Origin of the sequence: Achromobacter ruhlandii (genome assembly GCF_902859695.1) — a bacterium.
GTDB classification, from domain to species: Bacteria; Pseudomonadota; Gammaproteobacteria; order Burkholderiales; family Burkholderiaceae_B; genus Achromobacter; species Achromobacter ruhlandii.
The window spans coordinates 13711-38751 of the sequence record NZ_CADIJL010000042.1 but is presented as its reverse complement, the minus strand read 5'-3'; the positions used below and the strand labels follow the sequence as shown (position 1 = coordinate 38751).

Genomic DNA, 25041 nt, shown 5'->3' with positions numbered 1-25041 from the left:
CGTAGAAATGCGTCTATGGTTATGCGGCCGGCGATGCGCGCCCGCCGGCCGGACGGCACGGAGCGGCACCGCGCCACGCGCGCAGGCCACGCAGCCGCGCGCCCTCGCCCGGTCTCAGGCTTCGCCCTTGAGCGCCTGGTCCACCACCGCGCGCGTCAACGTCGGCACGAACATCTCGATGAAGTGGAAGGCATAGCCGCGCAGCCACGCCCCGCGGCGGATCGCCAGGCGCGTCAGGTTGATCTCGAACAGGTGGCGGGCGTCGATGGCGCACAGCCGCGTGTCGCGCTCGGCGTCCCAGGCCACGGCGGCCACGATGCCCACGCCCAGTTCGAGCTCGACATAGGTCTTGATGACGTCGGCGTCCATCGCCGTCATGACGATGTCCGGCGTGATGCCGGCGCGGGCGAAGGCCTCGTCGATATGGGCCCGGCCGGTGTAGCCGCGCCCGTAGGTGATGATGGGATAGCGCGACAGCTGCGACAGGCTGATGCCGCCGTCCACCGCGGCGAGCGGATGCCCCTTGGGCACGATGACGCTGTGGCTCCAGCGGTAGCACGGCAGGTTCAGCAGGCCGGGATAGTCGGCCACCGCCTCGGTCGCCACGCCGATGTCGGCCTCGCCCTCCAGCAGCATCTCCGAGACCTGCTTGGGCGATCCCTGGTGCAGGTGCAGCACCACCTCGGGATAGCGCTGGCGGAATTCCTTGACCACCGGCGGCAAGGCGTAGCGCGCCTGCGAATGCGTGGCCGCGATCGACAGCACGCCCTTGCGGCTGTCGGCGTATTCGGCGCCGGCGTGGCGGATGTTGTCGGCGCATTGCAGGATCTGCTCGACCAGCGGCAGGATCTGCTCGCCCGGCGGCGTCAGGCCGATCAGCCGCTTGCCGGAGCGCACGAAGATGTCGACGCCGACCTCTTCCTCCAGTTCGCGGATCTGGCGGCTGACGCCAGGCTGCGAAGTGTGCAGGCTTTCGGATACGTCGGTCAGGTTGAAATCGCGGCGCACGGTCTCGCGCACGGAACGCAGTTGCTGGAAGTTCATGGAATCGCCGAGGCCTGTGTGAGGGAGCCGAGCACGAGGCCTAGCCGAGAAATGCCAGTTGATTGCCGCTGGGATCTTTGACGTACATGACGCGCGGCGAGGCGTCGGGCAGCGAACAGACCGGATGAAAGCCGGCGTCGCGCAGGCGCAGCAGAATGTCGTCGTAGGCGTGGGTGCGGATCGCCAGATAGTCGGCCCGCACCTCGCGGTTGACCTCGGCCACCGGCGACAGCGACAGGGTCGCGTCGCCCAGGGCGAACAGCAGGCGCCCGTCCGGGACCGGCATCTCATCCAGCCCGAGGGTGCCGCGGTAGAACTCGCGCACGGCATCCAGTTGCCGCGCCGCGAAGGAAAGCTGTACCGATCCGATCGAAGAAATAGAAGACATGCCCTGCCGCCAACCGTGGAACAAGGCAAATTCTAGACCCCGGGGGTACAACCGGACAAAGAGGTTGTAATTGCTTCTACATAATCAGAATCCCTAAGGAAACGCAGTCATTTGCATATGCGTCAGGCGCTGCGGCGCAGGCCGTCGCGGACCGCGCCGAAGGCCCGGTCGAGGTCCTCGACCAGGTCCAGCGGATGCTCCAGGCCGATGTGCAGGCGCACCACTTCATGGCCGCCCTGCCACACACTGTGCTCGGCCAGCCGTTCCGGCGCCGCCTCCAGCGCCAGGCTCTCGTAGCCGCCCCAGGACGCGCCAATGGAGAAATAGCGCAGCGCGTCGATGAAGCGCGCCGCGGCGCCCGGCTGGCCGGCCTTGAACGCGAACGACACCAGGCCGCTGGCGCCGCTGAAATCGCGCCGCCACAGCGCATGGCCCGGATCCTGCGGCAACGCCGGGTAAAAGACCCGTTCCACATCGCCATGGCGCGACAGGTATTCGGCCACGCTCAGCGCGTTCTGGTGGTGGCGCGCCAGGCGCACGTCCAGCGTGCGCAGGCCGCGCAGCGTCAGGTAGGCATCGTCCGCGCCCACCGCCAGGCCGAGCGCGTCGTAGGTGGCGCCGACCTGCCGCGCCAGCTCGGGGCTGTCGACCGTGACCACGCCCATCATCACGTCTGAATGGCCGGCCAGGTACTTGGTGGCGGCCTGGATCGAGATGTTGGCGCCCAGCGCCAGCGGCTGATAGTAGAGGCCGCCGCTCCAGGTGTTGTCGGTGGCCACCACCACGCCGCGGCTGCGCGCCTGGGCCGCCAGCGCCGGCAGGTCCAGCACCTCGAACAGCAGCGAGCTGGGCGACTCCAGGTACAGCAGCCGCGTGTTGGGGCGGAAGCGTTCGGCCAGATCGTCGCGGCCGGGCGAGAAGTATTCGACCTCGATGCCGTAGCGCTGCAGCAGCGCCTTGTCGACGCGCCGCACCGGCGAATAGACGCTGTCCGACACCAGCGCGTGCTCGCCCGGCGCCAGCGTGGCCAGCAGCACCAGCACGATGGCCGACAGGCCGGATGGCGCCAGGATGCTGCGATGGCCGCCTTCCAGCGACGCGACCGCCGCTTCCAGCGCCTGGTGCGTGTCCAGGCCGTGGCGGCCGTAGGTGGCGATGCGTTCGCCGGCGGCGCGCTGCGCGTTCAGCGCGGCATGGGTGGCGGTATCGGCGAAGCGCACGGTGCTGGTGCGCACCACCGGCACGTTGACCGGGCCGGCGCCCTGCTTCAGGTCGGGACTGCCGGCATGCACCAGCCGGGTCTGCACGTGGGCGTGATCGAGGCTCATGCGCGCTGCTCCTGGCCCGGCTTCATCTGGGTGGCGTTGTAGTTGACGATCTCGCCGGTGGCCAGGTCGATGCCGATGCGGCCCGACAGCGTCTCCAGCGGCTGCCCATACAGGTGAAAATGCAGGGTCGGCGCATCGCCGGTGACGTGAATGCTGTGGATGTCGTCCGGCAGGAACGACACCGACTGCCCCGGCTGCACCACCACTTCGCGCACCTGTTCCAGCGTGGCGCGGCCGGCCTGCGAGCCGTCGTCGCTGCGGCGGTAGACGCGGTTCAGCTCCTGGCCCGACAGCGCCACGATCACCGCCCAGGTGGTGTGGTTGTGCGGCAAGGTGGTCTTGCCCGGGTTGATCGAGTTCAGGTAGAGCGCCGGTTCGCCGGCGGCGTCGTCGGGATTGAGGCGGTAGCGGGTCGAGGCCCCCACGCCCTGCCCCGGCGCGGGCGGCGCGAATTCGGTGGCGGGAAACAGCGCGCGCTGTTGCGCCAGCTGCTCCAGGCGCGTGGTAATCCGCGCCAGCAGGTCGCGCGTCAGCGGCGCGGCGGCCAGCAGGCCGCGGATGTCGGCCAGGGCGTCCTGCACCTGCTGGCGGCGTTCGAGAGTAACGGAAGATTCGGCGGTCATGTCGGCTCCGGGTTGCGGAAAGGCATCACACTGCGAGGCGCAGCGGGTCAAAGGTCAGGTAGGCATCGATCGGATCGGCCTGGGCGCGCCGCGCGGGCGGCTCGGCCGAGGCGCGTTGCAGGAAGGCGCGGGTGCGCTCGCTGTCCGGCCGGCCGAAGATGCGCGCCGGCGGACCGTGCTCGACGATGCGGCCGGCTTCGGTGAAGTACACCGTGTCGCTCACCTCCTGGGCAAAGCGCATTTCGTGCGTCACCAGCACGCAGGTCAGGCCGTCCTGCACCAGGTCGCGTATTACCGTCAGCACTTCGCCCACCATTTCCGGATCCAGCGCCGAGGTCACTTCGTCGAACAGGATCAGTTCGGGCCGCAGGGCCAGCGCGCGGGCAATGGCCACGCGCTGCTGCTGGCCGCCCGACAGTTCGCCCGGGTAGGCGTTTTCCTTGTGGTCCATGCGCACCTTGGCCAGCAGCTCGCGCGCCAGCGCCTGGGCCTGGGCTCGCGGCTGGCTGTTGACCTTGATGGGCGAAATCACCAGGTTCTCCAGCACGCTCAGGTGCGGGAACAGGTTGTATTGCTGGAACACGAAGCCGACCCGCTTGCGCAGGGCGATCAGTTCGGATTCGCTCTTGAGCGCGTCGACCCGCACGCCGCCGACCTCGATCTCGCCGCGCTGCGGCCGCAGCAGGCCGGTGATGCAGCGCAGGATGGTGGACTTGCCCGAGCCCGACGGGCCGATGATGGACACCGCGTTGCCAGGCCGGACCTCGACGTCGATGCCCTTGAGCACTTCGGTCTGGCCGAATGCCAGGTGCACGTCCCGCAGGCTCACCAGCGGGGTGTCGGTCGCGGCGTGGCCGCCGCTGTCAGTGATGCGCATAACGTCGTTCCAGATGGCGCGTCCAGCGCGCGATGGGATAGCAATAGGCGAAGAACAGCGCCAATAGCGTGAAATAGACCAGGATGGTGAAGTCGCTGCGCGCCACCGTGTTACTGGCCACCGTGGCGGTGTCGACCAGGTCGTGCACGCCGACCAGCGAGGCCAGCGAGGTGCTCATGGTGATGCTGGCGTACAGGTTCATCCACGACGGCAGCATGCGCCGCACGCACTGCGGCAGCACGATCATGCGGAAGATCTGCGCGCGCCGGAACGCCAGCGACTGCGCCGCCTCCCACTGCGCCTCGGGGATCGACTGGATCGCGCCGCGGAAGATCTCGGCGACGTTGGCGCTGGCCGGCAGGCCCAGCCCGATCACCACCTTGATCCAGTCGGGGAACGGCAGGTTCCAGCCGCCCAGGTTCAGTTCGAACGGGAACACGTAGGTGGTGAAGTACACCAGCACCAGGATCGGCGCGTTGCGGAATGCCAGCACGTAGATCCGCGTCAGACGCCGCAGCAGGGCCGACGGCGACAGCGACAGCGCGCCCACCACCAGCCCGGCAGCCGTGCCCAGCGCCATGGCCAGCACGCTGATCTGCACGTTCATGCCCAGGCCGCGCAGCAGCGCCGGCGACCAGTGCCACAGGTGCCGCACCGCGGCCGGCGCGCTGTCGGTCAGCGCCCAGGCGACGCCCAGCGCGACCAGCGCCAGCAGCAGCACCACCCACGGATCACGCAGCAGCGCCCGCCAGCCACCGCCGGCGCGATGCGCGGCAGCGCCATTCAATACCAGTTCATTGGCCATAGCCGGGCATCCTCAAGCGCGCTTCCAGCCAGCGTCCGCCCACGCTCACCAGCCAGGTCAGCAGGCCGAAATACAGCAGGATCAGCAGCAGCAGTTCCAGCACGTTGTCGCGGTGCGACCAGATCATGATGGACTCGTAGGTCACATCCCCCACCGCGATGGCCGAGGCGATCGCGGTCATCTTCACCAGGTCCACCAGGTTGTTGACCAGCGCCGGCAGCGCGAAGCGCAGTGCCAGCGGCAGCTGCACCTGCGTCAGGATCTGGCGGCGCGAGAAGGCCAGCGAGCGCGCCGCCTCCAGCGTCACCGACGGCACCGCCTCGATGCCGGCGCGCAGCGCCTCGGCATGGAACACGCCCTTGTGCAGCGCCACCACGATCACCACCCACATGAACGGCGTGATCGGGCTGCCGCCGCCCAGCTTCTGCGTGATCAGCATGTTCAGCACCAGGAAGGCGCAATAGAGCTGCACCAGCGTCGGCGTGTTGCGGGTCAGCTCGACGAAGGCCTGCAGCGGCCGCGCCAGCCAGGGCCGGCCGCTGGTGAGCCCGGCCGCGATCAGCACGCCGAACAGCAGGCTGACGGGAATGGTCCAGGCGCACAATTGCAGCGTCACCAGCAGGCCGTGGCCGAAGGCGGACAGCTCGCCCGGATCCAGCACGAAGCCGTAGTTCAGGCCCAGGGGCTTGAAGAAATGCACCCAGGCCTGCAATGCCTGTTCGATCATGCGGCCGCCTCCAGCGCCGCCGGCCGCAGCGCCGCGACCGCGCGGGCGATGCGCGCGACAGCCTCCGCCACCTTGGCGTCCGAGGCGGCGAACGACAGCCGCAGGTACGGCGACAAGCCATAGGCCGCGCCCCGCACCACCGCCACGCCCTCGGCCTCCAGCAGCCAGTCGGCCACGTCGCCATCGTCGGCGATCACGGCGCCATCGGGCCTGACCTGGCCGATCAGGCCGGCCACGCCGATCCAGGCGAAGAACGAGCCGCGCGGCGCCGTTACGCTCAGGCCCGGCACCGCGCCCAGGCCGTCGACGATCACCCGCGCCCGGCGCGCATAGGCCAGCCGCGCGTTCTCGACGAAGTCGTCGGCCACGCCCTGCAACGCCACCAGCGCGGCGGCCTGGCCCAGCGAACTGGGGCCCGACGACACCTGCGACTGCACCGCCTCCAGCACGCCGATCAGCGCCGCCGGCCCCACGCCCCAGCCGATGCGCCAGCCGGTCATGGCGTAGGCCTTGGACACGCCGTTGACCGCCAGCGTGCGCCCCGCCAGGTCCGGCGCGGCGCGCAGCAAGTGCGTGGGCGCCTCGTCGAACCAGATCTGTTCGTACATCTCGTCCCACAGCACCAGCACCGACGGATGTTCGCGCAGCACCGCGGCCAAGGCCGCCAACTCGGCCTCGCTGTAGACCGCGCCTGACGGATTGCCGGGGGAATTCAGGATCAGCCACTTGGTGCGCGGCGTCAGCGCCTGGCGCAGGCCCTGCGGTGTGAGCTTGAAGCCACCGGCCGGGGCCGTCGGCGCCAGCACCGGCGTGCCGCCGTTGACCCGCACCGAATCCAGGAAGGTGGGCCAGTACGGCGTCGGCACGATCACCTCGTCGCCCTCGTCGAGCGTGGCGGCCAGGGCCAGGTAGATCACCTGCTTGCCGCCGTTGGAAATGATGACGTTGGCCGACTCGGTCGGCAGGCCGTGGCGCTGGCGGTAGTCATCGGCCACGGCGCGCCGCAGCGCGGCGGTGCCGGCCGTCGGCGTGTACTTGGTCTGGCCTTGCGCCAGCGCCAGCGCGGCGGCGTCCTTGATGGCCTGGGGCGTGTCGAAGTCGGGCTCGCCCGAGGTCAGCACCACGATCGAGCGGCCCTCGGCCGCCAGCCGCGCGGCGCGCGCGCCGGCCGCGGCAATCGGCGACAGCTCCACGCCACGGACGCGGCGCGCGAACACGCCGGGAAACAGGGATTCAGTCATGACAGGACCTTTCCGGGATTCATCAGGTTCAGGGGATCGAGCGTGTCACTGGCGGCCGTCGTCATGGCTTGGCCTGGGCCTCGGGGGGAGCGCTGTCGAACTTGCCGGCCTGCGCGTCGGCGTTGGCCTGCTTGAGGTAATCGGCCGGCACGCCGAACCTGTCGGCCTCTTTCACCAGCAGGCCGGATTTGTGCCAGTCGCGGATCACGCCATCGACGAAGGCGCGGGTATCGGCCTCGTTGCGGCGGGTCCAGATTACCGTGGGCGACGGGATCAACTGGTCCGGCGTGGCCAGTTCGAAGCCGTCCCATTCCTTGCCATTGGGGCCGTGCAGCGTCTCGTACAGCGCCGGCTGGATGTGCACCGACGCATCGCAACTGCCGCCCTTGAGCGCCAGCAGCGATTCAGGGATGTTGCGCAGGCCCTTGACCACCGCGCCGTAAGTCTCCTGCAGCGGCTTGGCGAAATTGCTGCCCTGCGACACGCAGGCCACCTTGCCCTTCAGGTCCTCCCAGCGCTTGATGCCGCTGCGCTTGGACACCATGGCCGCTCCGCCCACGAGGTTGTACGGGGTCGGCGCATAGCTCAGGATCTCGCTGCGTTCCTGGGTCCACTGGATGTTGGCGATCAGCAGATCGACCTTGCCCGCCTGCAGGAACTGCACCCGGGTCGCGGCCGTCACCGGCACCGTCTCCAGCGTCACGCCGAGGCGCCGGGCGATATCGCCGCCCAGCTCGGTCTGGAAGCCGCCCACCTTGCCAGTGGCCGGATCGAGCAGGCCGAACGGCGGGCTGGCCCCGTCCACGCCCACCACCAGTTTGCCGCGCTGCTTGACGCGGTCCAGAGTGGCGTCGGCGTGCGCCGCCGTCGCCAGGGCCGCCAGCGCCAGCGCGGCGGCCCACTTGATTGCTTGTCTATTCATCGGTCTTTTCCAACACGGGCGGGCGGCGCGAGGCTCAGCTGCCCTGCTTGTACTTGTCGTGCAGTTCCTGCAGCAGCGGCTGCGGCGGCTGGATGTCCAGGCGCTTCTCGGTGGCGATCAGCCAGCCGCTGCGGTGCCAGCCCTGGATCACCTTGTCGACGGCGGCGATGGTGTCGGCCTCGCCCTTGCGGGTCCACACCACCGAATTGGCCGGCAGCACTTCCGTGGCGATGGGCGCGTGGTAGTCGGCCCATTCGGGATTGGTGCGCAACAGCGGATGGATCAGGGTCGAATCGTGCACCGCCGCCACGCACTGGCCGCCGCGCAGCGCCAGCAGCGAGTCCGAAGAACTCTTGTAGCCCTTGACCACCGCGCCGTAGTCGGCCTGCAAGGGACGCGCGAAGCTGCTGCCCTGCGACACGCAGACCGGCTTGCCGCGCAGGTCTTCCCACTTGGCGATGCCGCTGTCCTTGCGCGTGGCGGCCGCGCCGCCCACGCGGAAGAACGGCGTCGGCGCGTAGCCCAGGATCTCGGCGCGCTCCGGATTCAGCTCCATCGACGCGATCAGCAGATCGACCTTGCCCGAGATCAGGAACTGGGTGCGGGTGGCGGTCTGCACCTGCACCAGCTCGGCCTTCACGCCCAGGCCCTTGGCCAGTTCACGCGCCAGGTCGGGGTTCCAGCCGACCAGCTGCTGCGTGGCCGGGTCGATCGAGCCGAACACGCCGCCGTTGGCCAGCACGCCGATGGTGACGGTGCCGCGTTCCTTGATCTTGTCCAGCGTGGCGTCGGCGTGGGCGCCGGTGGCGCCGGCCGCCAGGGCCAGCGCGACGGCCGCCTGCAGGATACGGCCGGAGATATTGCGAGTCTTCATGTTGTTGTGTCGTAGGCATTGAACGAAGTTCTATGCTGCGGTCCGGCGCCGCACAACACAAAGAAGACTTTCAGATATGAATATGAAACCGCTGTTGCGGCGCGTCTACTGGAGCTTGACGTCGGCCGTGGCAATCACGCGGCGATAGGTGGCGATGTCGTCGCGCACGGTCTGGTCGACCGCTTCGGGCGTCGAGGCGGCGATGGCGAAGCCCAGGTTCTCTAGCAGCGTGGCGGTCTCCGGTTCGCGCAGCACGGCCACCACGTCGCGATGGATGCGCTCGACCAGCGCGCTCGGCGTCGAAGCCGGCACCACGAAGCCCTGCCAGCTCTCGACCGCGTAGTCGGCCAGCCCCGCCTCCTGCATGGTCGGCACCTCGGGCAGCGCCTTGGAGCGGTACGGCGTGGTCACCGCCAGCGCCACCAGCTTGCCCGAGCGCACGTTCTCGGTGGCGGCGGCCAGCGTGATCAGCATGGCGTCCACATGGCCGCCCAGCACATCCAGCGTGGCCGGCCCGCCGCCCGGATAGGGAATCTGGTTGGTCTTGGCGCCGATGCGTTCGTTGAGCAGTTCCACCGCCAGGTGCTGCAGGCTGCCATTGCCGCCAGGCAGCGCCAGCGAGATCTCGCCGGGCCGGCTGCGCACCAGCGCCACGAATTCCTGGAAGGTCTTCACGCCCAGGCCCGGGCGCACGACCAGCAACTGCGGATTGACCACCGCCTTGGTCACGCCGCGCAGATCGCGCAACGGGTCGTACAGCGGCTTGCCGGGTTGCAGCGCGTTCAGCGACAAGGCGTCGCCGCCCAGCAGCAGCGTGTAGCCGTCGCCGCGCGCATGCGCCACCGCGGCATTGCCGATAGCGCTGCTGGCGCCGGGCTGGTTCTCCACCACCACGCTCTGCCCCCACTTCTCGCTCAGCTTCTGCGCCACGGTGCGCGCCAGCTTGTCGGCGCTGCCGCCGGCCGCGATCGGCACGATCAGCTTGACCGGCCGGCTCGGATAGCGCGTGGCGTCGTCGGTGGCGGCCGGCGCGGCGCCGGTCATGTTGCTCAACAAGCCCGCGCCCACCACCACGCCGCCGGCCAGGCCGAGCGCGGCCTTCAGTACGGATCTGCGTCGATTGCCCATCATCCTGCTCCCTGCGGAAATTCCAAGCAGGCCAGGATAGGAGCGCGCCGCGCGCCGGACAAATACCGATGCGCAATGTGGAAATGCCGGGGCGGCCCTTGCCGGGGCGGCCCTTCGCCGGGGTGGCCCTTCGCCCGGGGCGGACCCTCGCCGTGTCCGTCGTTTGCCGCGCCGCCGTTTTCCGGGGCGGCCGTCTGCCGCGGCGGTCGCGCGCGGCTACGCCAGGAACGCCAGCATGCGCCGCGCCAGTTCGCGGGGCTGCTCTTCCGGCAGATAGTGGCCGCAATCGGCCAGCACCCCGCCGCGCAGGTCGCGCGCCAGCGGCCCCAGCGCCTCGTACAGATCGGGCGCGCTGCCGTGTTCGCCGCCCAGCGCCAGCACCGGCTGCGTCAACGGCGTCTCGCGCAGCGCCCGGTTCTGCTCGGCCGACTGGTGCGCCGCGCGGTAATAGCCCAGCATGCCGCGCAAGCCGCCCAGCGTCTGGTACACGCGCTCGTACTCATCCAGGTCGGCGCGGCTGAACACGCCCGGCTTGTTGGCGGTCTTGCGGCTGAAGAACCACTCGACCAGCACCCGCTCGCGTCCCTGCAGCAGCGCTTCGGGCAGGTCCGGCACGGTGTTGAAGAGGAAATGCCAGCGCTTCCAGTTGTCCGGTCCCAGCTCGAAGCTGGCGGGCAGCGTCACGCCGGGGATGTTGGCGTCCAGCAGTACCAGGCGTTCGACCTCGTCGGCGTGGCGCGCCGCGTAGGGATAGGCGATCCAGGCGCCGATGTCGTGCCCGGCCAGCGCGTAGCGCGTCAGCCCCAGCGTGTGGAACAGCGCCCGCAGGCGCTCGCCCGCCGCGCGGGTGTCGTAGCCGTCCAGCGGCTTGTCCGAGTCGCCCTGCCCGGGCAGGTCCACCGCATAGAGGCGGAAATGCGGCGCCAGCAGGGGCATGACCCGGCGCCACGCGTACCAGCTCTGCGGAAACCCTGCCAGCAGGATCAGCGCCGGCCCGGCGCCGCCTTCCACCACGTGATAGCCCAGGCCGTCCACCCGCACCTGCCGGTGGCGGAACGGCACGCCGTCCAGCGCGAAGGCGTCGGCGTCCTTGAAAGTATCCATCGTCCGTCTCCGTTCAATGCAGCGCGCCGCCGCCTTCCTTGACGTCCGCCGTGACAGCCAGCGAAGTCGCCACCATCACCTTCACGCCTTCGATCAGCGTCTCCAGCGCCAGGCTGGGCTGGCCGGGATGATGGGCCGCCATCTCCGGCAGGTACGGCACGTGCACAAAGCCGCCGCGCAACGCCGGACGCTCGGTGGCGATATAGTGCGACAGGCCGTAGAAGATGGTGTTGCAGTTGTAGGTGCCCGCCGTCGACGACACCGACGCCGGCACGCCCGCGCGCCGCAGGTCGCGCACGATGGCCTTGATCGGCAAGGTCGAGAAATAGGCCGCCGGGCCGCCCGCCACCACCGGTTCGTCGATCGGCTGGCGGCCTTCGTTGTCGGGGATGCGCGCGTCCACCACGTTGATCGCGACGCGTTCGATCGACACGTCGCTGCGGCCGCCCGCCTGGCCCAGGCAGATCACCAGGTCCGGTTGCGTGTCCTCGATGGCCTGGCGCAGCACGCCCACCACCTTGCCGATCACGCACGGCAGCTGGCGCGCCACCAGGGTGGCGCCGGCCACTTGCGCGCCATCGAGCCGCCGCGCGGCTTCCCAGGAGGGATTCAGGGTTTCGCCATCGAACGGTTCGATGCCGGTAATCAGTACGGTCGTCATTGCGCAGTCCTTCGATTCCATTGCTGCCAGCCATGGTAGGACCGCGCCATGGAATTGTTGAAATCCATAATCGCTATTCGTATTATTGATGGCATGAATCTTTCCGCCGTCGACCTGAACCTGCTGGTCGCCTTCGAGGCGCTCTACGACACTCGCAACGTGACCCTGGCCGGCCAGCGCATCAACCGCGCCCAGCCCTCGGTCAGCAGCGCGCTGGGCCGCCTGCGCCTGCTGTTCCAGGACGAGCTGTTCCTGCGCACCGCCGACGGCATGCAGCCCACGCCCAAGGCCGCCGCGCTGATGCCGGCCGTGAGCGCGGCGCTGGACCAGATCCGCCAGGCGCTGACGCAAGGCGCCGGCTTCGATCCCCAGGCCGCCGCCGGCCGCCGCTTCACCGTGGCGGCCAGCGACTACGCCGACGTGGTGATCGTGCCGCACATCGTCGCGGCGCTGCGGCGCGACGCGCCCGGCATCGACCTGCGCATCGCGCGGCTCGACCGCGCCGCCCTCTACGAGCAACTGGACAACGGCAGCGTCGACCTGGCCATCGGCGGCCACCTGGCGCCGCCCAAGCGCATGCTGCGCGAACGGCTATACCAGGAACACTTCGTCTGCATCGCCGACAAGCAGCATCCGGCGCTACGCGGCCGCAAGCTGGACCTGGCGCGCTACGTGGCGCTGCCGCACGCGCTGTTCACGCCCAGCGACGACGGCTCGGCGCGCGGGGTGGTGGACGCCAGCCTGGCGCGGCTGGGCCAGCGGCGCCGGGTGGCCTGCACCTTCGCCCACATCGTCGCGCTGCCACACGCGGTGCAAGGCACCGACCTGGTGGCCACGCTGGCGCGGCGCGCCGCCTTGCGGCTGGCCGGCCCCGGACTGACGCTGCGGCCGCTGCCGCCCGAGGTCGACCCGGGCCCTTTCGATATCGACATGGTGTGCAGCCGGCGCGCGCCCGGCGACGCGGCGCTGGCGTGGCTGCAACAGGTGGTGCGCGACGCCGCCGCGCGGCTGGCGGATTGACCGGGCGCCCATGAAAAAAGCCGGCCCCCTGTACGGGAGCCGGCTTGCCGTGCCGGGCGGCGCGCTGCCGCCTCATGGCGATCTCAATTGGCTTTTTCGTCCTCGCCGGCATAGCCGCTGATGTAGGGACGGCCCGAGCAGCGCACCATCGCCACGCAATTGGGCAGGCCGCTCTTGGCGCTGCAGGTGTTGCGCGCCGCATCGCGCGCCGCCTTCGGGTCGGGATCGAGCGCGGTGTAGCTGGTGCCGCGCCCCTTCACGCCCTTGGCCCAGGCCATGCCGACGCAGGTGTCGCGGTAGGTCAGCACCTTGGTGCAGCCGGTGCATTCATCCCATTCCAGCAGTTGGTTGAGGGCGTCCTTCTCATTGGGGTAGCCGTCCGAGTAGGTCAGGTCGCCCGAGTCCTTCTCGGCGACGGCGCCCCAGTATTCGCGGTCGTTGAGCTTGGCGGACAGGGCTTCCAGCTCGGCGGGCGTGGCCCTTCTGGCCGCTTCCATGTCCTGCGCGCTGTAGCCCGGCCCGACGCACAGCGGCATCGTGGTCAACCAGCATTTGCCGTTGGGGCTGCCGGCGGTGCAGCGTCGGATCGCCTTCTTGGCCGCCATTTCCGGCGACACGCTGTTGCCGGGGAACAAGTCGTTCGAGGTATTGCGGGCATAAGTCATGCAACTGTCCGAAAACCAGCTCAGCGATTTGCAGTCCTTGCCGCCGCCCTTGCGGCAGGCCGCCAACGCCGCCGCTTCGGCCGCCTTTTCCGAATCCTCGGGCAGCGCCCAATAGATCTTGGCGTGTTTGCCATCCGTCGCAATGCCGCCATAGAGTTTGTCGGCATGCGCCTGCGGCGCGAACAGGCCGGCCATCAACGCCAGCGCGCCGAGCGCCGCGCGGATAGTCGGGGAAAAGCGGGCAAATAGCATGGTCGGTGTCCGGATCGGGTGGATTCAGCGGCCACGATCTTAGCAAAGCGGCTCGGCCGGTCCGTCCCCTTTGCCAATACGACGCGGGCATATTGAGTAACAAATTTCACCATTGGCGCAAGGAAGCTGGCCCCGTTTATCGGTAAAAATGGCGGACATTTCGTAAGCAGGCTGTCAGTCTGCAATCATTCTCCCGTCGCAGGGCTGGCCACCCCGGCCTGTCACGAAGAGAAACAAAACGCCTGGCGCCCGGCTCGCAATCGCAGCCGCCGCGCCCGACCGACACGGAGCGCCGACCGCAAGCCATGATCTTCCCCCTGCCCCTTTCCGCCCGCCGTCCGACGCTGCGCCTGGCCGCCAGCCTGATCGCCGCCGCCAGCCTGGCCGGATGCGCGCCGATGCCCAGCGGCGGCAGTTCGTCGTTGCCCTCGCTCAGCCGGGTCTTTTCCGAGGGCCTGTCGTTCTCTCCCAGCGTCAACGTCGCCCGCAACATGCAGGGCCGCTCGATCAACGACGCCATCGCGGCGCTGGGCGAGCCGTCCCGGAAACGGGCGGTGGGCAACACCATGGAGCTGGAGTGGTCCGACTACCAGGCCGCGCCCTACCAGGAATGGGTCACGACCGGCACCAGCCAGCAGGTCGTCGGCATGATCCCGGCCACCAACACGAGCGCCGCGACGCCGGTATTCCAGCAAAGCAGCAGCGGTTACTACCAGGGCCGCACCCGCATTTATGAATGCAAGGTGCTGATGCGCATGAAGGACAGCGTCATCATCGATTCCACCGTCGACGGCAATGTCTGCCCGGAATTCATCGCCGCGCTGCGTAAATGGGCCGGTGAAAATGAAGCGAAGAACTATGTCGTGAAATAAGGCGCGAGGCGGCGCGAGACATGCGCCGCCCGCACGGGCCGATAATCGCGGCGCACGGCATTTATTTTGTCGACATTATTTTGGAAATCATTCCAAAAACTGTCATTTAACTGAATATAAATAACTCCAAAAAAGCAAAAATAAATAACACCAGCCGATTAATTTTCCGTCGCGCCCGCCGTTAGTCATGGTGATACTCCCCGGCAAGCCTCATTGGGCAGTTGTTGCCCGCCAGGAATACCACTGACATGACCACGATCTCCAGCTACACCCCGCCGCTCGTCATCGCCCCGCAGGCGCCGGCGACCGGGGTGTCCCGCGTCACCACCGTCAACCGCAGCCCCGACATTCCCGCGTCCACCTCGGTGACGCTGGGCCAGCCGGCCAACGTGCTGACCTATTCGCCCGAATCCGTCGCCGCCGGCCAGGTCCAGGCCCCGGATGCCCTGTCCTCGTTAATGTCCGACAACGTCCGCGCCTCGTCGCTGACCGGCCAGTTCAAGGGCCTGGCCGCGGCCCTGCTGGGCCGCATGCAGAACGATGGCGGTAATTTCTCGCTGTCCATCCCGTCGTCCCGCGCCGCCGCCCCGGTGGACGGCATCGCCGCGCCCCAGGGCGCGGCCGTGGCCGACAACTCGGTCGCGCTGCGCATCACCACCGCCAGCGGCGCCAAGGTCACGGTGACCCTGGAAAGCAATGAAAAGGGCCTGGGCGTGCAGATCGACGTGGGCGATGCCAAGCTCACCGAAGAAGAACGCAGCGCCATCGCCGGCCTGTCCAAATCGTTCCAGGACGCCGTCGACGGCCTGGCCTCGGTGCCGCCCAAGCTGGCGCTGGGCGCATTGGCCAAGTTCAATACCAGCGTGCTGTCGTCGGTGTCGCTGGAAGCCACGGTCGGCGCCGAGGGCCCCGACCGCGTCAGCTTCAATTTCCAGGCCGATGCGGGTCAACGCTCGCTGACGGTCAAGACCGTGGCCGGCTCGGCCCAGATCAACGTCGACGCCAGCAAGCCCAGCCAGTTCGGCAGCGCCCAGCAGCAGACGGCCGCGATCAACAGCTACCTGAGCAAGTTCGACAGCGCCCAGAAGCGCGGCGAAGGCGACGCCACGCTGATGGCCCTGTTCAAGTCCGGCTTCTCGGACCTGCACAAGAGCTACGGCGACTGGGCGCCGCAAGGCACCACCACGACGCGCCTGGGCATGCCGGCCGAAGTGCATCGCACCATGCTGTCCGGCCTGGCCGACTTCTCCGCCTCGATCAACCAGGCGCCGGTCGCCTCCAATCCGCTGCAACCGCGCGAATTCGACACCTTCTCGTACGAGACCTCGCAAAACACCACTTCCAGCGGCCGCCCGCAACTGGACCTGGCGATCACGCAACAGCAGCAATCGTCGCTGAACGCCAGCTTCCACCGCGCGCTCACGCCCGATCAGAAGCTGAACCTGACCACGGATCCCGAGTCGCAGAACTACGCGTTCCACCAGATCCGCGACGATTACAGCAACCGCACCGACATCGCCTACGAAGACGGCGAACTGGCCCAGGCCTCGTTCACCGAATCCAGCACGATGTCCACCCTGGTGAGCAAGTTCGTCAAGGGCAAGCTGGTCGACCAGAGCCGCATCACGCCCACGACCCAGACCCGCACCGAGGACCTGATGGGCCTGCTGCGCGCGGCCGATCTGACCGGCCACCGCGACGACACCCGCACTCCGCGCGATCAGGTCGAGGCCGCCCTGATCCGCAAGCAGGAAGACCTGGCGCAAGCCGTGGCCCGCCTGCGCGGCTGATACGACGAGGCACGCAAAACGGGGCAGGCCCGGCGATCCCGCCGGCCTGCCCCGTCGCTTTTCTTGCCCCGCCGCCAGGGCCGGCTAGGCGTCCCGCGGCAGTTTCGCGATCACCTTGATCTCGAAATCGAAGCCGTACAGCCAGGTCACGCCCACAGCCGTCAGCGTCGGATGCGGCGCCGGGCCCCAGTATTCCGGCACCACCTGCCAGATGGTCTCGAAGCGGGACGCCGGATCCACCATGAACACCGTCACGTCGATCACGTCCTCGAAGCTGGCGCCCGCCGCCTTCAGGATCGCGTTCAGGTTGTCGAACGCCTGCCGCACCTGCGCCTGCAGGTCGGGTTCGGGCGAGCCGTCCTCGCGGCTGCCCACCTGGCCCGACACGAACAGAAAGCCATTCGACCGCACCGCGGGCGAATAGCGGTTGCGTTCATACAGCGCCTGGCGCCCGGCCGGAAAAACCACATCACGCGTTGCCATACTCATTCTCCTGTCCCGGGCCTTAAAGCCCGTATTGATGATGCAGGCACTGTACGGACGGCGCCGCCGCCGATAAACGGGCAAGCTTGTCCATCACTGTTTGTAAAATGCAAACAATCCCCTGATCCCCTGGAGTGGCGATGGACCGTTTCGACGCAATGCAGGCCTTCGCCCGCGTGGTGGAAACCGGCAGCTTCACCAAAGCGGCCGAGACGCTGCACATGAGCAAGACCAGCGTCACGCAACTGGTGCAACAACTGGAGGCGCGGCTGCGCGTGCGCCTGCTCAACCGCACCACCCGCAAGGTCAACGTCACCGCCGACGGCGCGGTCTACTACGAGCGCGTGCTGCGGCTGCTGGCCGACATGGACGACGCCGAAACCAGCCTGTCCGTGGCCGCGTCCGTGCCGCGCGGGCGCCTGCGGGTCGACGTGCCCAGCCCGCTGGCGCGCATGATCCTGGTGCCCGCCCTGCCCGCCTTCCACGCGCGCTATCCGGATATCCAGCTCGACATGGGCGTGAGCGACCGCATCGTCGACGTGATCGGCGAAAACGTCGACTGCGTGGTGCGCGGCGGCGAACTGACCGACCAGTCACTGATGGCGCGGCGCGTCGGCGACCTGCAATTGCGCGTGTATGCCGCGCCCGCCTACCTGCAACGGGCCGGCGCGCCCGCGCATCCGCGCGACCTCGAGGACAGCCACCACCGCATCGTCGGCTTCCTCTGGTCGCGCAGCGGCAAGCCCCTGCCCTACGCCATGCATCGCGGCGACGAACGCGTCCACGCGCACGGACGCTATGTGGTCGCGGTGGACGACGGCAACGCCTACCTGGCGGCGGGGCTGGCCGGCATGGGCATTCTGTGGCTGCCGGACTACATGGCCCGCGACCACGCGGCGCGCGGCGAACTGGTGCCGCTGTTCGAGGACTGGCGGCTTGATTCGATGCCGCTGTACATCGCCTTCCCGCCCAACCGGCACGTCAGCGCCAAGCTGCGGGTGTTCATTGACTGGGTGGCGGAACTGATGGCGGAGCATGCGCCGGTGAGCGGCGCGGGCCGGGCGGGCGTTGCTGGTTGATACTGTTTCCGGCCGCAATCCAGCCAGGACCTTATGCGTTGGCCCTGTTGGCCATGGCCCCTGCGTGCGGGGCTTGCCAGCCGCGGTCTCGCGGCCGCAAATCGTAGCCCGCCGCCAGGCAATTTGAAACATCGACCAACGTTATGTTTAACCTTGCCCCGCCGCGCCCTCGGAAATTCGCTAGCATTCACCCGCCAGCAACAATACCGGGAACCGAGGGGCCATGAACCTGGACACACACGCCATCCGCATGCGCAGCCGCGCCAAGTCCCGCCCCGCCCCGGCGGCGCTGGCGCCGCGCGCCGCGAGGCCACGCCAATGAGCGAATGGAGCGAGATCAAGGCGCGCTTCAAGCGCCCGCTGAATGCGCTGTTCCTCTGCCTGATGCTACTGATTTTGTCCCGCGATCTCTTCGACGCCGCGAACAAGGCGTACCTGCCGCCCGATCCCGCCACGCTGCACGCCATCGCCGTGCGCGTGGACAAGTTGGCCGTATGCCCCTACTCGCGGACCGCCAGCTCCCGGCAGAACAGCGGCTACAGGCCTCTTTGCTATTTCTCGAACGACTATCCCGACGTGGCGTTCGAGGCGGGCGCCGTTGTGACCGGCCTCGTCCTGCCACGGACCCTGGAACTGCTGACCGACCGCGAGCCGGACGACCTGAAGAACGTCTACGAGGGCCAGATGTTCAGCGTGCACGTGCCCATCAGGGTTTATGGGCTGCGCCAGATGGACGGCAAGGTGTTGTGGGATCCGGTGGCCACCTACGATAGAGCCTGGTCCACCAAGCAGCGCAAGAAGGCGTATGCCTGGCTCGTGGTGCTGATCGCGCTGGGCTGCGCCGCCTACGCCTTCCTCAGGATCCGGGCGATCCTGCGCGATCCGCATCTATGACCTGACGGCCCCTCGCCCGCCCGGCTCAGGTCCGCCTGGCCAGCCACACCGTCGCGTTGCCGCAAGCAGCGTCCCATTCGACGTGGCGCAATACCTCGAAGCCGTTGGCCGCGAGCAGCTCGCGGTATTCGGCGCTGTCCAGGCTGCCGTGATAAAGCGGCTGGCCGTCGAGCCGGCCGATGGCCTCACCCAGGGTCGTGCCGCTGGTGAACATCAGCGCCGCGCCCGGCGCGGCCAGGCGCCGGAACTGCGCGAACATGGGCCGCTGGTCCTCGGGCGACAGATGGAAGAAACTGTGCCACGCGATCAGGCCGTCGAACGGCCCGGCGCAAGGCAGCTGGCGCATGTCGGCGGCGATCCACGCCTGTTCGGGAAAGCGCGCGGCGGCGCGCGCCAGCAATGCGGTCGAACTATCGACACCGGTAATCCGGCAGCCGTGCTCGATCAGGTGGCCGGCGATCGGCACGCCGGTGCCGCAGCCGATGTCCAGCACCCGCGGCGTGGCCGTCGGCAACGCCGCCAGGAAGTCGGCCAGCCAGGCGCGCTCGATCAACGCGGCGCCGCGGTCGCGCTCGAACGCCGCCGCATGCGTCTGATACAAGGCCATCACGCCGGCGGACAAGGGATGGGTCATCTGCGCGTCGCCTCCCGACGTCAATCCAGTCTCGGACCGGCACCGTGCCGGCCCGTCATGCCAGGCGCCGGATGCCCTCGCGCATGACAGCGCCGTGACAATCATGCGGCTGGCGAGCCATATTCATACAGCTGATATTAAGGCATCACCCCTACAATCAATCAGACCCCACGGGACGGCTTCCACGGGCGCGCACGACCTGAAACAGATATTCACGCGCCTTTGCAGCTTGACGGGAACTCGGCCCCGTGTGCGCTTATCCATAGTCTGTCCGTTGCCTTCCGGTTCGTATTCCATGCCGTCATCCCCGCAGCAGCCCTGTCCCGATCCGGGCGGAATTGTCATCCACGCCGCCGACGCGTTGGAAATGACGCAACACTTCCTGTCCAACCTTGGGCTGCGCGCCGCCGCCAATTGCCAGGCGCGAGCCGGCGCCACCGGCGTGCACGCCGCGCTCACGCCCGGTTTCGCCGCCAGCTACCTGCCCGACCACGACACCACCGGCGTGGCGCGGGCGCTGAGCCTGCGCACCGACGCCAACGAAGCCGACCTGGACCGCGAGATCGTGCTGGCGATGCTGGCCAGCCCGGTCGCCTTCGACTTCCCCAGCGTGGCGGAACTGGCCTCGGCCGTGCGCATCCGCCGCTACATCGTGCAGGCCGCCGGCAAGACCGCGCTGGCCTTCGACACCGAACACGCCGAGCGGCCCGAGGACTACTGGACTTACGACGAGGCGCGCGGGTTCACGGTGCTGCCGGGCCGCTCGCTGATCGACGGACTGCGCAAGGCCACCCAGCCCGAGGCCTCGGGCCAGTTGTATTCGTTCTCGTGCTACCGCGCCACCGAATACGTCACCGTGCTCGGCATCGCGCAGGAACTGCAGACCGCCAACCCCGAGCTCGGCCGCCGGCTGCAGCGCCAATGGGAAACGCGCGCGGTCATGTCCGGCAGTTTCCACGACACCTTCCTGCACGAATACGGCGCGCTCGACGCGCCCTTGCCGCAGCGCTTCTACGTGCCGGGCGACCGGCTCTGGTTCCGCAACCCCGACGCCGAATCGTCGGACGTCGAAGGCTACGAAGGGTCCTGGGTGTTCTACCTGGGCGGCGGCCTGTTCAACAATTTCTGGGAACGCGGCGCGCCGTACACGCTGACGTCCAAGTGCGTCGAGATCTACCACTGGCGCCACGGCCTGCGCACCGACGCCGCTGGCAAGCGCCATATCGACGAGCAGATCGTCAAGGAACGCGTGCACGAAACCCTGGCCGACCCCGAGGCCACCGCCGTCATCCTTGAACGCATGATGCGGATCCGCGACCCGCAGGGCGTGTACGCCGAAGGCGGCTGCATCGACGCCACCCGCGAGCGGGTGCGCTGGGTGCGCCCCGGCCATTGCGACATCGTGCTGCCGGACTTTCCCGGCGCGGCGCGGGCGCTCTCCATCGCGGCCTGATTCCCCCAAGCCGCTCGGTTTGAACTCCTCTGCGGGCGGCAGCCCCTGAGCCACCCCCTGGCCGGCCGCCACCAGGCCAATCGCGGTCGTCGCCGCTTGACGCCGACGCTATCATGCAACATCATATGTTTCATGATGACGGCGCGCCGCCCTGGCCGCCGTCCCGCCCGGAGTCATCGATGTCCTTCACCAATACGCCCGGCGCCTCGGACGACTACGCCGAACGGGTCGCGCGCCACGTCCCCGGCCTGCGCGACCTGCACCGCATGATCGGCCTGCTGATGGCCGAGCTGACGCCGGACGACGGCCGCCTCCTGGTGCTCGGCGCCGGCGGCGGACTGGAGTTGAAGGCCCTGGCCGAGACGCGGCCAGGCTGGCGCCTGGACGGCGTCGATCCGTCGGCTGACATGCTGCGCCAGGCCATCGCCACATTGGGCGATCTGGCCCCGCGCGCGGCGCTGCACCAGGGCTATATCGACGACGCGCCCGAAGGCCCCTTCGACGGCGCCACCTGCCTGCTGACGCTGCATTTCCTGGCAGCGCCCGAACGCCTTCGGACCGTTCGCGAAATCAGCCGCCGGCTCAAGCCCGGCGCGCCCTTCATCGCGGTGCACCACAGTTTTCCACCCGAACGGCGCGATGCCTGGCTGGCCCGCAATGCCGCCTTCGTGACCGCCGCGGGCGTGCCCGCCGAACAGGCCCAAAACGGCATGCGGGCAATGCGCGACAAGTTGCCGGTGCTGGCGCCGCAGGCAGACGAAGCCATCCTGCGCGAGGCCGGCTTCACCGATATCGAGCGGTTCTACGCCGCGCTGACATTCCAGGGCTGGCTCTGCCGCAAAACGTGAGCCGCCCCCTTGGGTCCAGGGCCATGGACAGGAAACCGGGAACACAACGGCGCGGATTGGGGGAAGCACAAAAGGCGCACGCCCGTGTTACTGTCGGCATGATGCTGCCACCTCTCTCATCCGCCCGGTACGGCCGGCGCGCACAACCATGACCCTCACACCGGAATTCCCCATCGTCGGGGTAGGCGCGTCCGCGGGCGGCGTCGAGGCGCTGGAAGGCTTTTTCCGCGGTATCCCGCCCGCGCCCGGCGTGGCGTTCGTGGTGGTCACGCATCTGAGCCCCTCGCGCGAAAGCCATCTGTCCGAGGTGGTCTCGCGCTACACCTCGCTGCCGGTGCTGACCGCCGTCGACAACCAGCAGATCGAGATCAACAGCGTCTACGTGCTGCCGCGCGATGCGCTCATGTCCGTGAGCCATCGCCGCCTGCGGGTGCTCAAGCGTCCCGCGGATCTGCCCGGACGCAGGCCCATCGACCTGTTCTTTTCCGCGCTGGCGCGTGATTGCGGCGATTTTGCCGCCGGCGTGATCCTGTCCGGCGGCAATTCCGACGGCACGCTGGGCATCAAGGCCATCAAGGAACACGGCGGCCTGACGTTGGCGCAGGCCGCCGACGGCTATGGACCGCGCAATCCGGAAATGCCGGACAGCGCCATCGCCAGCGGCCTGGTCGACTTCGCCTTGCCGGCCGAAGAGATGGGAAAACGCCTGGTGGAGTTCGCCCAGGGCCTGCCCACGCTGCCGGACGCGACGACCGGGACGCAGGCCAGCGGCGCGGTGCGGCTGGATGCGGCCGGACTCGAAATAAGCAATCTGCTGCGCGCGCGGGTCGGCCATGACTTCAGCGGCTACAAGAACAGGACCTTCATGCGCCGCGTGCAGCGGCGCATGCACGTGAACCAGATCGGCAGCCTCGAGGCCTATGTCGAGTTCCTGAAAGTCTCCCCGCAGGAGGCCAGCGCGCTGTTCCGGGACCTGCTGATCAGCGTGACCAATTTCTTTCGCGATGCCCAGGCGTTCGAGTCGCTGCAGCGCCAGATCATCCCGAAGCTGCTGGAAAACCGTGGCACGTCCGAATCGGTGCGCATCTGGGTGCCGGGCTGCGCCACCGGCGAAGAAGTCTATTCCCTGGCCATCCTGCTGCGTGAACACATGGACAGCATGGCGGCCACGCCGCAGATCCAGCTGTTCGCCACCGACATCGACGACCGCGCGCTGGCCGTGGCCCGGGCCGCGCGCTATCCCGGCCAGTTGCTCGACAGCATGCCGCAGGAGCGGCGCGACCGCCATTTCGTCGCCGACGGCGACGGCTACGTGGTCAACAAACAGGTGCGCGAACTGTGCATCTTCTCGCCGCACAACGTGCTGCGCGACCCGCCGTTCTCGCGCATCGACCTGATTTCCTGCCGCAACCTGCTGATCTACTTCGGCGGCGAGATCCAGAAGCAGGTCATTCCCACCTTCCATTATTCGCTGCGGCCCGGCGGCTACCTGTTCCTGGGCATGTCCGAGAACGTCAGCCAGTTCAGCGAACTGTTCAGTCCGGTCGAGAAACGGCACCGCATCTTCCAGCGCCGCGCCGACATTGCCCCGCCGCCCCGGCCCGCGCTGCCGCTGGCATCCCTGCAGTCCCGCGGCCAGCCCAGCGCGGGCCCTCCGCGCCCGCAACCCGGCGCCGCCGCGCTGCGCCAGGCGGTCGATGCCCAGGTGCTGGCGCAGCATGCGCCCGCCCACGTGCTGGTCAATCGGGACGGCGACATCGTCTATTACTCGGGCCGCACCGGCAAATACCTGGAGGCGGCCGCCGGCGCGCCCACACGCCAGATCCTGACGCTGGCGCGCAAGGGCCTGCGGCTGGATCTGCGCACCCTGCTGCACGCCGCGGTCGAGAACGGCATGCCGGCGGTGCGCCGCGACGTCGCGGTGGAGGACGACGAGGGCCGCGTGCAGCGCGTGTCGCTGACCGTCGAGCCGCTGGCCGCCCGCCACGACACGGAACCGCTGTACCTGGTGCTGTTCACCGACCAGGGGCCGGTCCTGACGCGCGAAGAAGCCCAGGTCCATGCGCATGCGTTGCGGCAAGGCGCCGCCCAGCACATGGAAACCGAGCTGCGCGACACGCGCGAGCGCCTGCAATCGATGATCGAGGAATATGAAACCGCCCTGGAAGAGCTGAAATCCTCGAACGAGGAACTGCTGTCCGTCAACGAGGAACTGCAATCGACCAACGAGGAACTGGAAGCCTCCAAGGAAGAACTGGTATCGCTCAATGAAGAGCTGCATACGGTCAATGGCGAATTGCATGGCAAGGTCGACGAGCTGGACCGCAGCAACAGCGACCTGCACAACCTGTTCGAAAGCACCGCCATCGCCACGCTGTTCCTGGACCACGATCTGATCATCCGCAGCTTCACCCCCGCGGTCGGCGACGTGTTCAACATCCTGCCCAGCGACTGCGGCCGGCCGATCACCGATCTGGCCAGCCGTTTCGACCTGCCCTCGTTCGCCAGTGACATCCAGCACGTCTACGACCGCTATCAGCCGATCGAACGGCGCATCGCCGGAACGCTGGACGGCAAGCACTATCTGTTGCGGCTGGTGCCCTACCGCGGCAGCGACAGCCGGGTGGACGGCGTGGTCGTGACCTTCATCGACATCACCCAGATCACCCGCGTCGAACGGCGCCATCGCATCCTGATCTCCGAATTGCAGCACCGCACCCGCAACCTGCTGGCGCTGGTCAAGAACGTGGCCCGGCGCACGCTGGGCGAAGGTGAACCCTTCAAGCGCTTCGACACCCGGCTCGCCGCCCTGGATCGCGTTCAGGGCCTGCTGGGAGAAACCGGCGGCGAGCGCATCGAATTCCACGACATGATGCGCCGTGAACTGGAGGCCGTCGGCAACGGCCACCAGATTTCGCTTGCCGGTCCGCCCGTGCCGCTACGCGCGGACCGGATCCAGACGCTGGCGCTGGCCATCCATGAACTGGCCACCAACGCGGTCAAGTATGGCGCCCTGAACTACGACACCGGGCGCCTGGACATCCAATGGCGCCTGGCCCGCCAGGACAGCCGGGAAGTGCTGGTGCTCGACTGGGTCGAAACCGGCCTGCCGGTGGCGCCCGACGCCAGCCGCCGCGGTTATGGCCGCGAGTTGATCGAGCACGCGCTGGGGTTCACCCTGGCCGCCAAGACCACGCTGGCATTCCGGCAGGACGGCATTGCCTGCCACATCGAAGTGCCCCTGGAAAACGACACTGGCGCGGCCGAGCCGCCAGGTCCGGCCTGAAGCGGCAGCGCCCGCCGAAATCCCTCAGCCCGGACAGCCCGAT

Annotated in this window: 24 protein-coding genes; 8 read left to right on the top strand and 16 right to left on the bottom strand. The window is 68.4% G+C overall.

Annotation, left to right across the window (positions count from 1 at the left end; all coding sequences use genetic code 11):
* Positions 1-114 precede the first annotated feature (114 nt).
* The 13 genes from HV742_RS28890 to pcp all read right to left on the bottom strand — a co-directional run bounded on the left by HV742_RS28890 (position 115) and on the right by pcp (position 11722).
* Positions 115-1044: a CysB family HTH-type transcriptional regulator gene (locus HV742_RS28890; protein ID WP_054504216.1), complete on the bottom strand. Its 930-nt coding sequence runs from the start codon at positions 1042-1044 to the stop codon at positions 115-117.
* Between the two features lie 40 nt (positions 1045-1084).
* Positions 1085-1432 (bottom strand): VOC family protein, encoded by a 348-nt coding sequence (locus HV742_RS28885; RefSeq protein WP_054417062.1) that lies wholly within the window; start codon positions 1430-1432, stop codon positions 1085-1087.
* A gap of 122 nt (positions 1433-1554) precedes the next feature.
* Positions 1555-2760 (bottom strand): cystathionine beta-lyase, encoded by a 1206-nt coding sequence (gene metC, locus HV742_RS28880; protein WP_175147021.1) that lies wholly within the window; start codon positions 2758-2760, stop codon positions 1555-1557.
* On the bottom strand, positions 2757-3383 hold the full coding sequence (locus tag HV742_RS28875) for a cysteine dioxygenase family protein (protein WP_175147020.1): 627 nt from the start codon (positions 3381-3383) through the stop codon (positions 2757-2759). The genes metC and HV742_RS28875 overlap by 4 nt, the downstream gene beginning before the upstream one ends.
* A 25-nt stretch (positions 3384-3408) precedes the next feature.
* Positions 3409-4260 (bottom strand): amino acid ABC transporter ATP-binding protein, encoded by an 852-nt coding sequence (locus HV742_RS28870; RefSeq protein WP_175147019.1) that lies wholly within the window; start codon positions 4258-4260, stop codon positions 3409-3411.
* Positions 4247-5065 (bottom strand): amino acid ABC transporter permease, encoded by an 819-nt coding sequence (locus tag HV742_RS28865; RefSeq protein ID WP_054504219.1) that lies wholly within the window; start codon positions 5063-5065, stop codon positions 4247-4249. The genes HV742_RS28870 and HV742_RS28865 overlap by 14 nt, the downstream gene beginning before the upstream one ends.
* Complete coding sequence (locus HV742_RS28860) at positions 5055-5792, bottom strand: amino acid ABC transporter permease (protein WP_054416961.1); 738 nt, start codon at positions 5790-5792, stop codon at positions 5055-5057. Before HV742_RS28860 ends, HV742_RS28865 begins: the two co-directional genes overlap by 11 nt.
* Positions 5789-7033: an aminotransferase class I/II-fold pyridoxal phosphate-dependent enzyme gene (locus tag HV742_RS28855; protein WP_175147018.1), complete on the bottom strand. Its 1245-nt coding sequence runs from the start codon at positions 7031-7033 to the stop codon at positions 5789-5791. The genes HV742_RS28860 and HV742_RS28855 overlap by 4 nt, the downstream gene beginning before the upstream one ends.
* Positions 7034-7094: 61 nt before the next feature.
* Entirely contained in the window at positions 7095-7955 is an 861-nt protein-coding gene (locus HV742_RS28850; RefSeq protein ID WP_049073966.1) for a transporter substrate-binding domain-containing protein, read from the bottom strand.
* Between the two features lie 34 nt (positions 7956-7989).
* Complete coding sequence (locus HV742_RS28845; RefSeq protein ID WP_054416957.1) at positions 7990-8829, bottom strand: transporter substrate-binding domain-containing protein; 840 nt, start codon at positions 8827-8829, stop codon at positions 7990-7992.
* A gap of 105 nt (positions 8830-8934) precedes the next feature.
* Entirely contained in the window at positions 8935-9960 is a 1026-nt protein-coding gene (locus HV742_RS28840) for a Bug family tripartite tricarboxylate transporter substrate binding protein (protein WP_081335367.1), read from the bottom strand.
* A 213-nt stretch (positions 9961-10173) separates the two neighbouring features.
* Positions 10174-11061: an alpha/beta fold hydrolase gene (locus HV742_RS28835; protein ID WP_175147017.1), complete on the bottom strand. Its 888-nt coding sequence runs from the start codon at positions 11059-11061 to the stop codon at positions 10174-10176.
* Positions 11062-11074: 13 nt separating this feature from the next.
* Positions 11075-11722: a pyroglutamyl-peptidase I gene (gene pcp / locus HV742_RS28830; RefSeq protein ID WP_024068945.1), complete on the bottom strand. Its 648-nt coding sequence runs from the start codon at positions 11720-11722 to the stop codon at positions 11075-11077.
* 93 nt (positions 11723-11815) lie between these two features.
* Here pcp and HV742_RS28825 point away from each other — a divergent pair, with 93 nt between their 5' ends.
* Positions 11816-12742, top strand: coding sequence for a LysR family transcriptional regulator (locus HV742_RS28825; RefSeq protein ID WP_175147016.1), 927 nt, complete (start codon positions 11816-11818; stop codon positions 12740-12742).
* A gap of 83 nt (positions 12743-12825) precedes the next feature.
* Here HV742_RS28825 and HV742_RS28820 read toward each other — a convergent pair whose 3' ends face one another.
* On the bottom strand, positions 12826-13659 hold the full coding sequence (locus HV742_RS28820) for a DUF4189 domain-containing protein (RefSeq protein ID WP_064525336.1): 834 nt from the start codon (positions 13657-13659) through the stop codon (positions 12826-12828).
* Between the two features lie 305 nt (positions 13660-13964).
* On the opposite strand from HV742_RS28820, the gene HV742_RS28815 reads away from it, so the two are divergent.
* Both HV742_RS28815 and HV742_RS28810 read left to right on the top strand, forming a co-directional pair.
* Positions 13965-14531, top strand: a complete 567-nt coding sequence (locus HV742_RS28815; protein ID WP_049073977.1) for a hypothetical protein — start codon at positions 13965-13967, stop codon at positions 14529-14531.
* Between the two features lie 248 nt (positions 14532-14779).
* A complete protein-coding gene (locus HV742_RS28810; protein WP_175147015.1) occupies positions 14780-16321 on the top strand; it encodes a hypothetical protein in 1542 nt (513 codons plus the stop codon).
* Positions 16322-16405: 84 nt separating this feature from the next.
* Here the strand turns inward: HV742_RS28810 and HV742_RS28805 are convergent, their stop codons facing one another.
* Positions 16406-16804, bottom strand: coding sequence for a RidA family protein (locus HV742_RS28805; RefSeq protein WP_054416951.1), 399 nt, complete (start codon positions 16802-16804; stop codon positions 16406-16408).
* A gap of 140 nt (positions 16805-16944) precedes the next feature.
* Between HV742_RS28805 and HV742_RS28800 the strand changes: the two genes are divergently transcribed.
* A complete protein-coding gene (locus tag HV742_RS28800) occupies positions 16945-17883 on the top strand; it encodes a LysR family transcriptional regulator (RefSeq protein ID WP_175147014.1) in 939 nt (312 codons plus the stop codon).
* A 318-nt stretch (positions 17884-18201) separates the two neighbouring features.
* Positions 18202-18777 carry a hypothetical protein gene (locus tag HV742_RS28795; protein ID WP_175147013.1) on the top strand — a complete coding sequence of 192 codons (576 nt, stop codon included), beginning with the start codon at positions 18202-18204 and terminating at the stop codon, positions 18775-18777.
* A 25-nt stretch (positions 18778-18802) separates the two neighbouring features.
* Here HV742_RS28795 and HV742_RS28790 read toward each other — a convergent pair whose 3' ends face one another.
* Positions 18803-19411, bottom strand: coding sequence for a class I SAM-dependent DNA methyltransferase (locus tag HV742_RS28790; RefSeq protein WP_059270327.1), 609 nt, complete (start codon positions 19409-19411; stop codon positions 18803-18805).
* Between the two features lie 295 nt (positions 19412-19706).
* On the opposite strand from HV742_RS28790, the gene HV742_RS28785 reads away from it, so the two are divergent.
* The 3 genes from HV742_RS28785 (at position 19707) to HV742_RS28775 (ending at position 24998) form a co-directional block, all read left to right on the top strand.
* Positions 19707-20864 carry a TGL-type protein-glutamine gamma-glutamyltransferase gene (locus HV742_RS28785; RefSeq protein WP_175147012.1) on the top strand — a complete coding sequence of 386 codons (1158 nt, stop codon included), beginning with the start codon at positions 19707-19709 and terminating at the stop codon, positions 20862-20864.
* A 179-nt stretch (positions 20865-21043) separates the two neighbouring features.
* Positions 21044-21712 carry a class I SAM-dependent methyltransferase gene (locus HV742_RS28780; protein WP_054475074.1) on the top strand — a complete coding sequence of 223 codons (669 nt, stop codon included), beginning with the start codon at positions 21044-21046 and terminating at the stop codon, positions 21710-21712.
* 148 nt (positions 21713-21860) lie between these two features.
* Complete coding sequence (locus HV742_RS28775; RefSeq protein ID WP_175147011.1) at positions 21861-24998, top strand: CheR family methyltransferase; 3138 nt, start codon at positions 21861-21863, stop codon at positions 24996-24998.
* Positions 24999-25041: the final 43 nt, after the last annotated feature.

Coding starts and splice junctions, on each gene's coding strand:
- HV742_RS28870 (WP_175147019.1), bottom strand. CDS start 4,260: ATGCGCATCACTGACAGCGGCGGCCACGCCGCGACCGACACCCCGCTG.
- HV742_RS28840 (WP_081335367.1), bottom strand. CDS start 9,960: ATGATGGGCAATCGACGCAGATCCGTACTGAAGGCCGCGCTCGGCCTG.
- HV742_RS28795 (WP_175147013.1), top strand. CDS start 18,202: ATGAGCGAATGGAGCGAGATCAAGGCGCGCTTCAAGCGCCCGCTGAAT.
- HV742_RS28800 (WP_175147014.1), top strand. CDS start 16,945: ATGGACCGTTTCGACGCAATGCAGGCCTTCGCCCGCGTGGTGGAAACC.
- pcp (WP_024068945.1), bottom strand. CDS start 11,722: ATGACGACCGTACTGATTACCGGCATCGAACCGTTCGATGGCGAAACC.
- HV742_RS28825 (WP_175147016.1), top strand. CDS start 11,816: ATGAATCTTTCCGCCGTCGACCTGAACCTGCTGGTCGCCTTCGAGGCG.
- HV742_RS28835 (WP_175147017.1), bottom strand. CDS start 11,061: ATGGATACTTTCAAGGACGCCGACGCCTTCGCGCTGGACGGCGTGCCG.
- HV742_RS28790 (WP_059270327.1), bottom strand. CDS start 19,411: ATGACCCATCCCTTGTCCGCCGGCGTGATGGCCTTGTATCAGACGCAT.
- HV742_RS28875 (WP_175147020.1), bottom strand. CDS start 3,383: ATGACCGCCGAATCTTCCGTTACTCTCGAACGCCGCCAGCAGGTGCAG.
- HV742_RS28820 (WP_064525336.1), bottom strand. CDS start 13,659: ATGCTATTTGCCCGCTTTTCCCCGACTATCCGCGCGGCGCTCGGCGCG.
- HV742_RS28885 (WP_054417062.1), bottom strand. CDS start 1,432: ATGTCTTCTATTTCTTCGATCGGATCGGTACAGCTTTCCTTCGCGGCG.
- HV742_RS28810 (WP_175147015.1), top strand. CDS start 14,780: ATGACCACGATCTCCAGCTACACCCCGCCGCTCGTCATCGCCCCGCAG.
- HV742_RS28890 (WP_054504216.1), bottom strand. CDS start 1,044: ATGAACTTCCAGCAACTGCGTTCCGTGCGCGAGACCGTGCGCCGCGAT.
- HV742_RS28865 (WP_054504219.1), bottom strand. CDS start 5,065: ATGGCCAATGAACTGGTATTGAATGGCGCTGCCGCGCATCGCGCCGGC.
- HV742_RS28855 (WP_175147018.1), bottom strand. CDS start 7,033: ATGACTGAATCCCTGTTTCCCGGCGTGTTCGCGCGCCGCGTCCGTGGC.
- HV742_RS28845 (WP_054416957.1), bottom strand. CDS start 8,829: ATGAAGACTCGCAATATCTCCGGCCGTATCCTGCAGGCGGCCGTCGCG.
- metC (WP_175147021.1), bottom strand. CDS start 2,760: ATGAGCCTCGATCACGCCCACGTGCAGACCCGGCTGGTGCATGCCGGC.
- HV742_RS28785 (WP_175147012.1), top strand. CDS start 19,707: ATGCCGTCATCCCCGCAGCAGCCCTGTCCCGATCCGGGCGGAATTGTC.
- HV742_RS28780 (WP_054475074.1), top strand. CDS start 21,044: ATGTCCTTCACCAATACGCCCGGCGCCTCGGACGACTACGCCGAACGG.
- HV742_RS28775 (WP_175147011.1), top strand. CDS start 21,861: ATGACCCTCACACCGGAATTCCCCATCGTCGGGGTAGGCGCGTCCGCG.
- HV742_RS28860 (WP_054416961.1), bottom strand. CDS start 5,792: ATGATCGAACAGGCATTGCAGGCCTGGGTGCATTTCTTCAAGCCCCTG.
- HV742_RS28815 (WP_049073977.1), top strand. CDS start 13,965: ATGATCTTCCCCCTGCCCCTTTCCGCCCGCCGTCCGACGCTGCGCCTG.
- HV742_RS28850 (WP_049073966.1), bottom strand. CDS start 7,955: ATGAATAGACAAGCAATCAAGTGGGCCGCCGCGCTGGCGCTGGCGGCC.
- HV742_RS28805 (WP_054416951.1), bottom strand. CDS start 16,804: ATGGCAACGCGTGATGTGGTTTTTCCGGCCGGGCGCCAGGCGCTGTAT.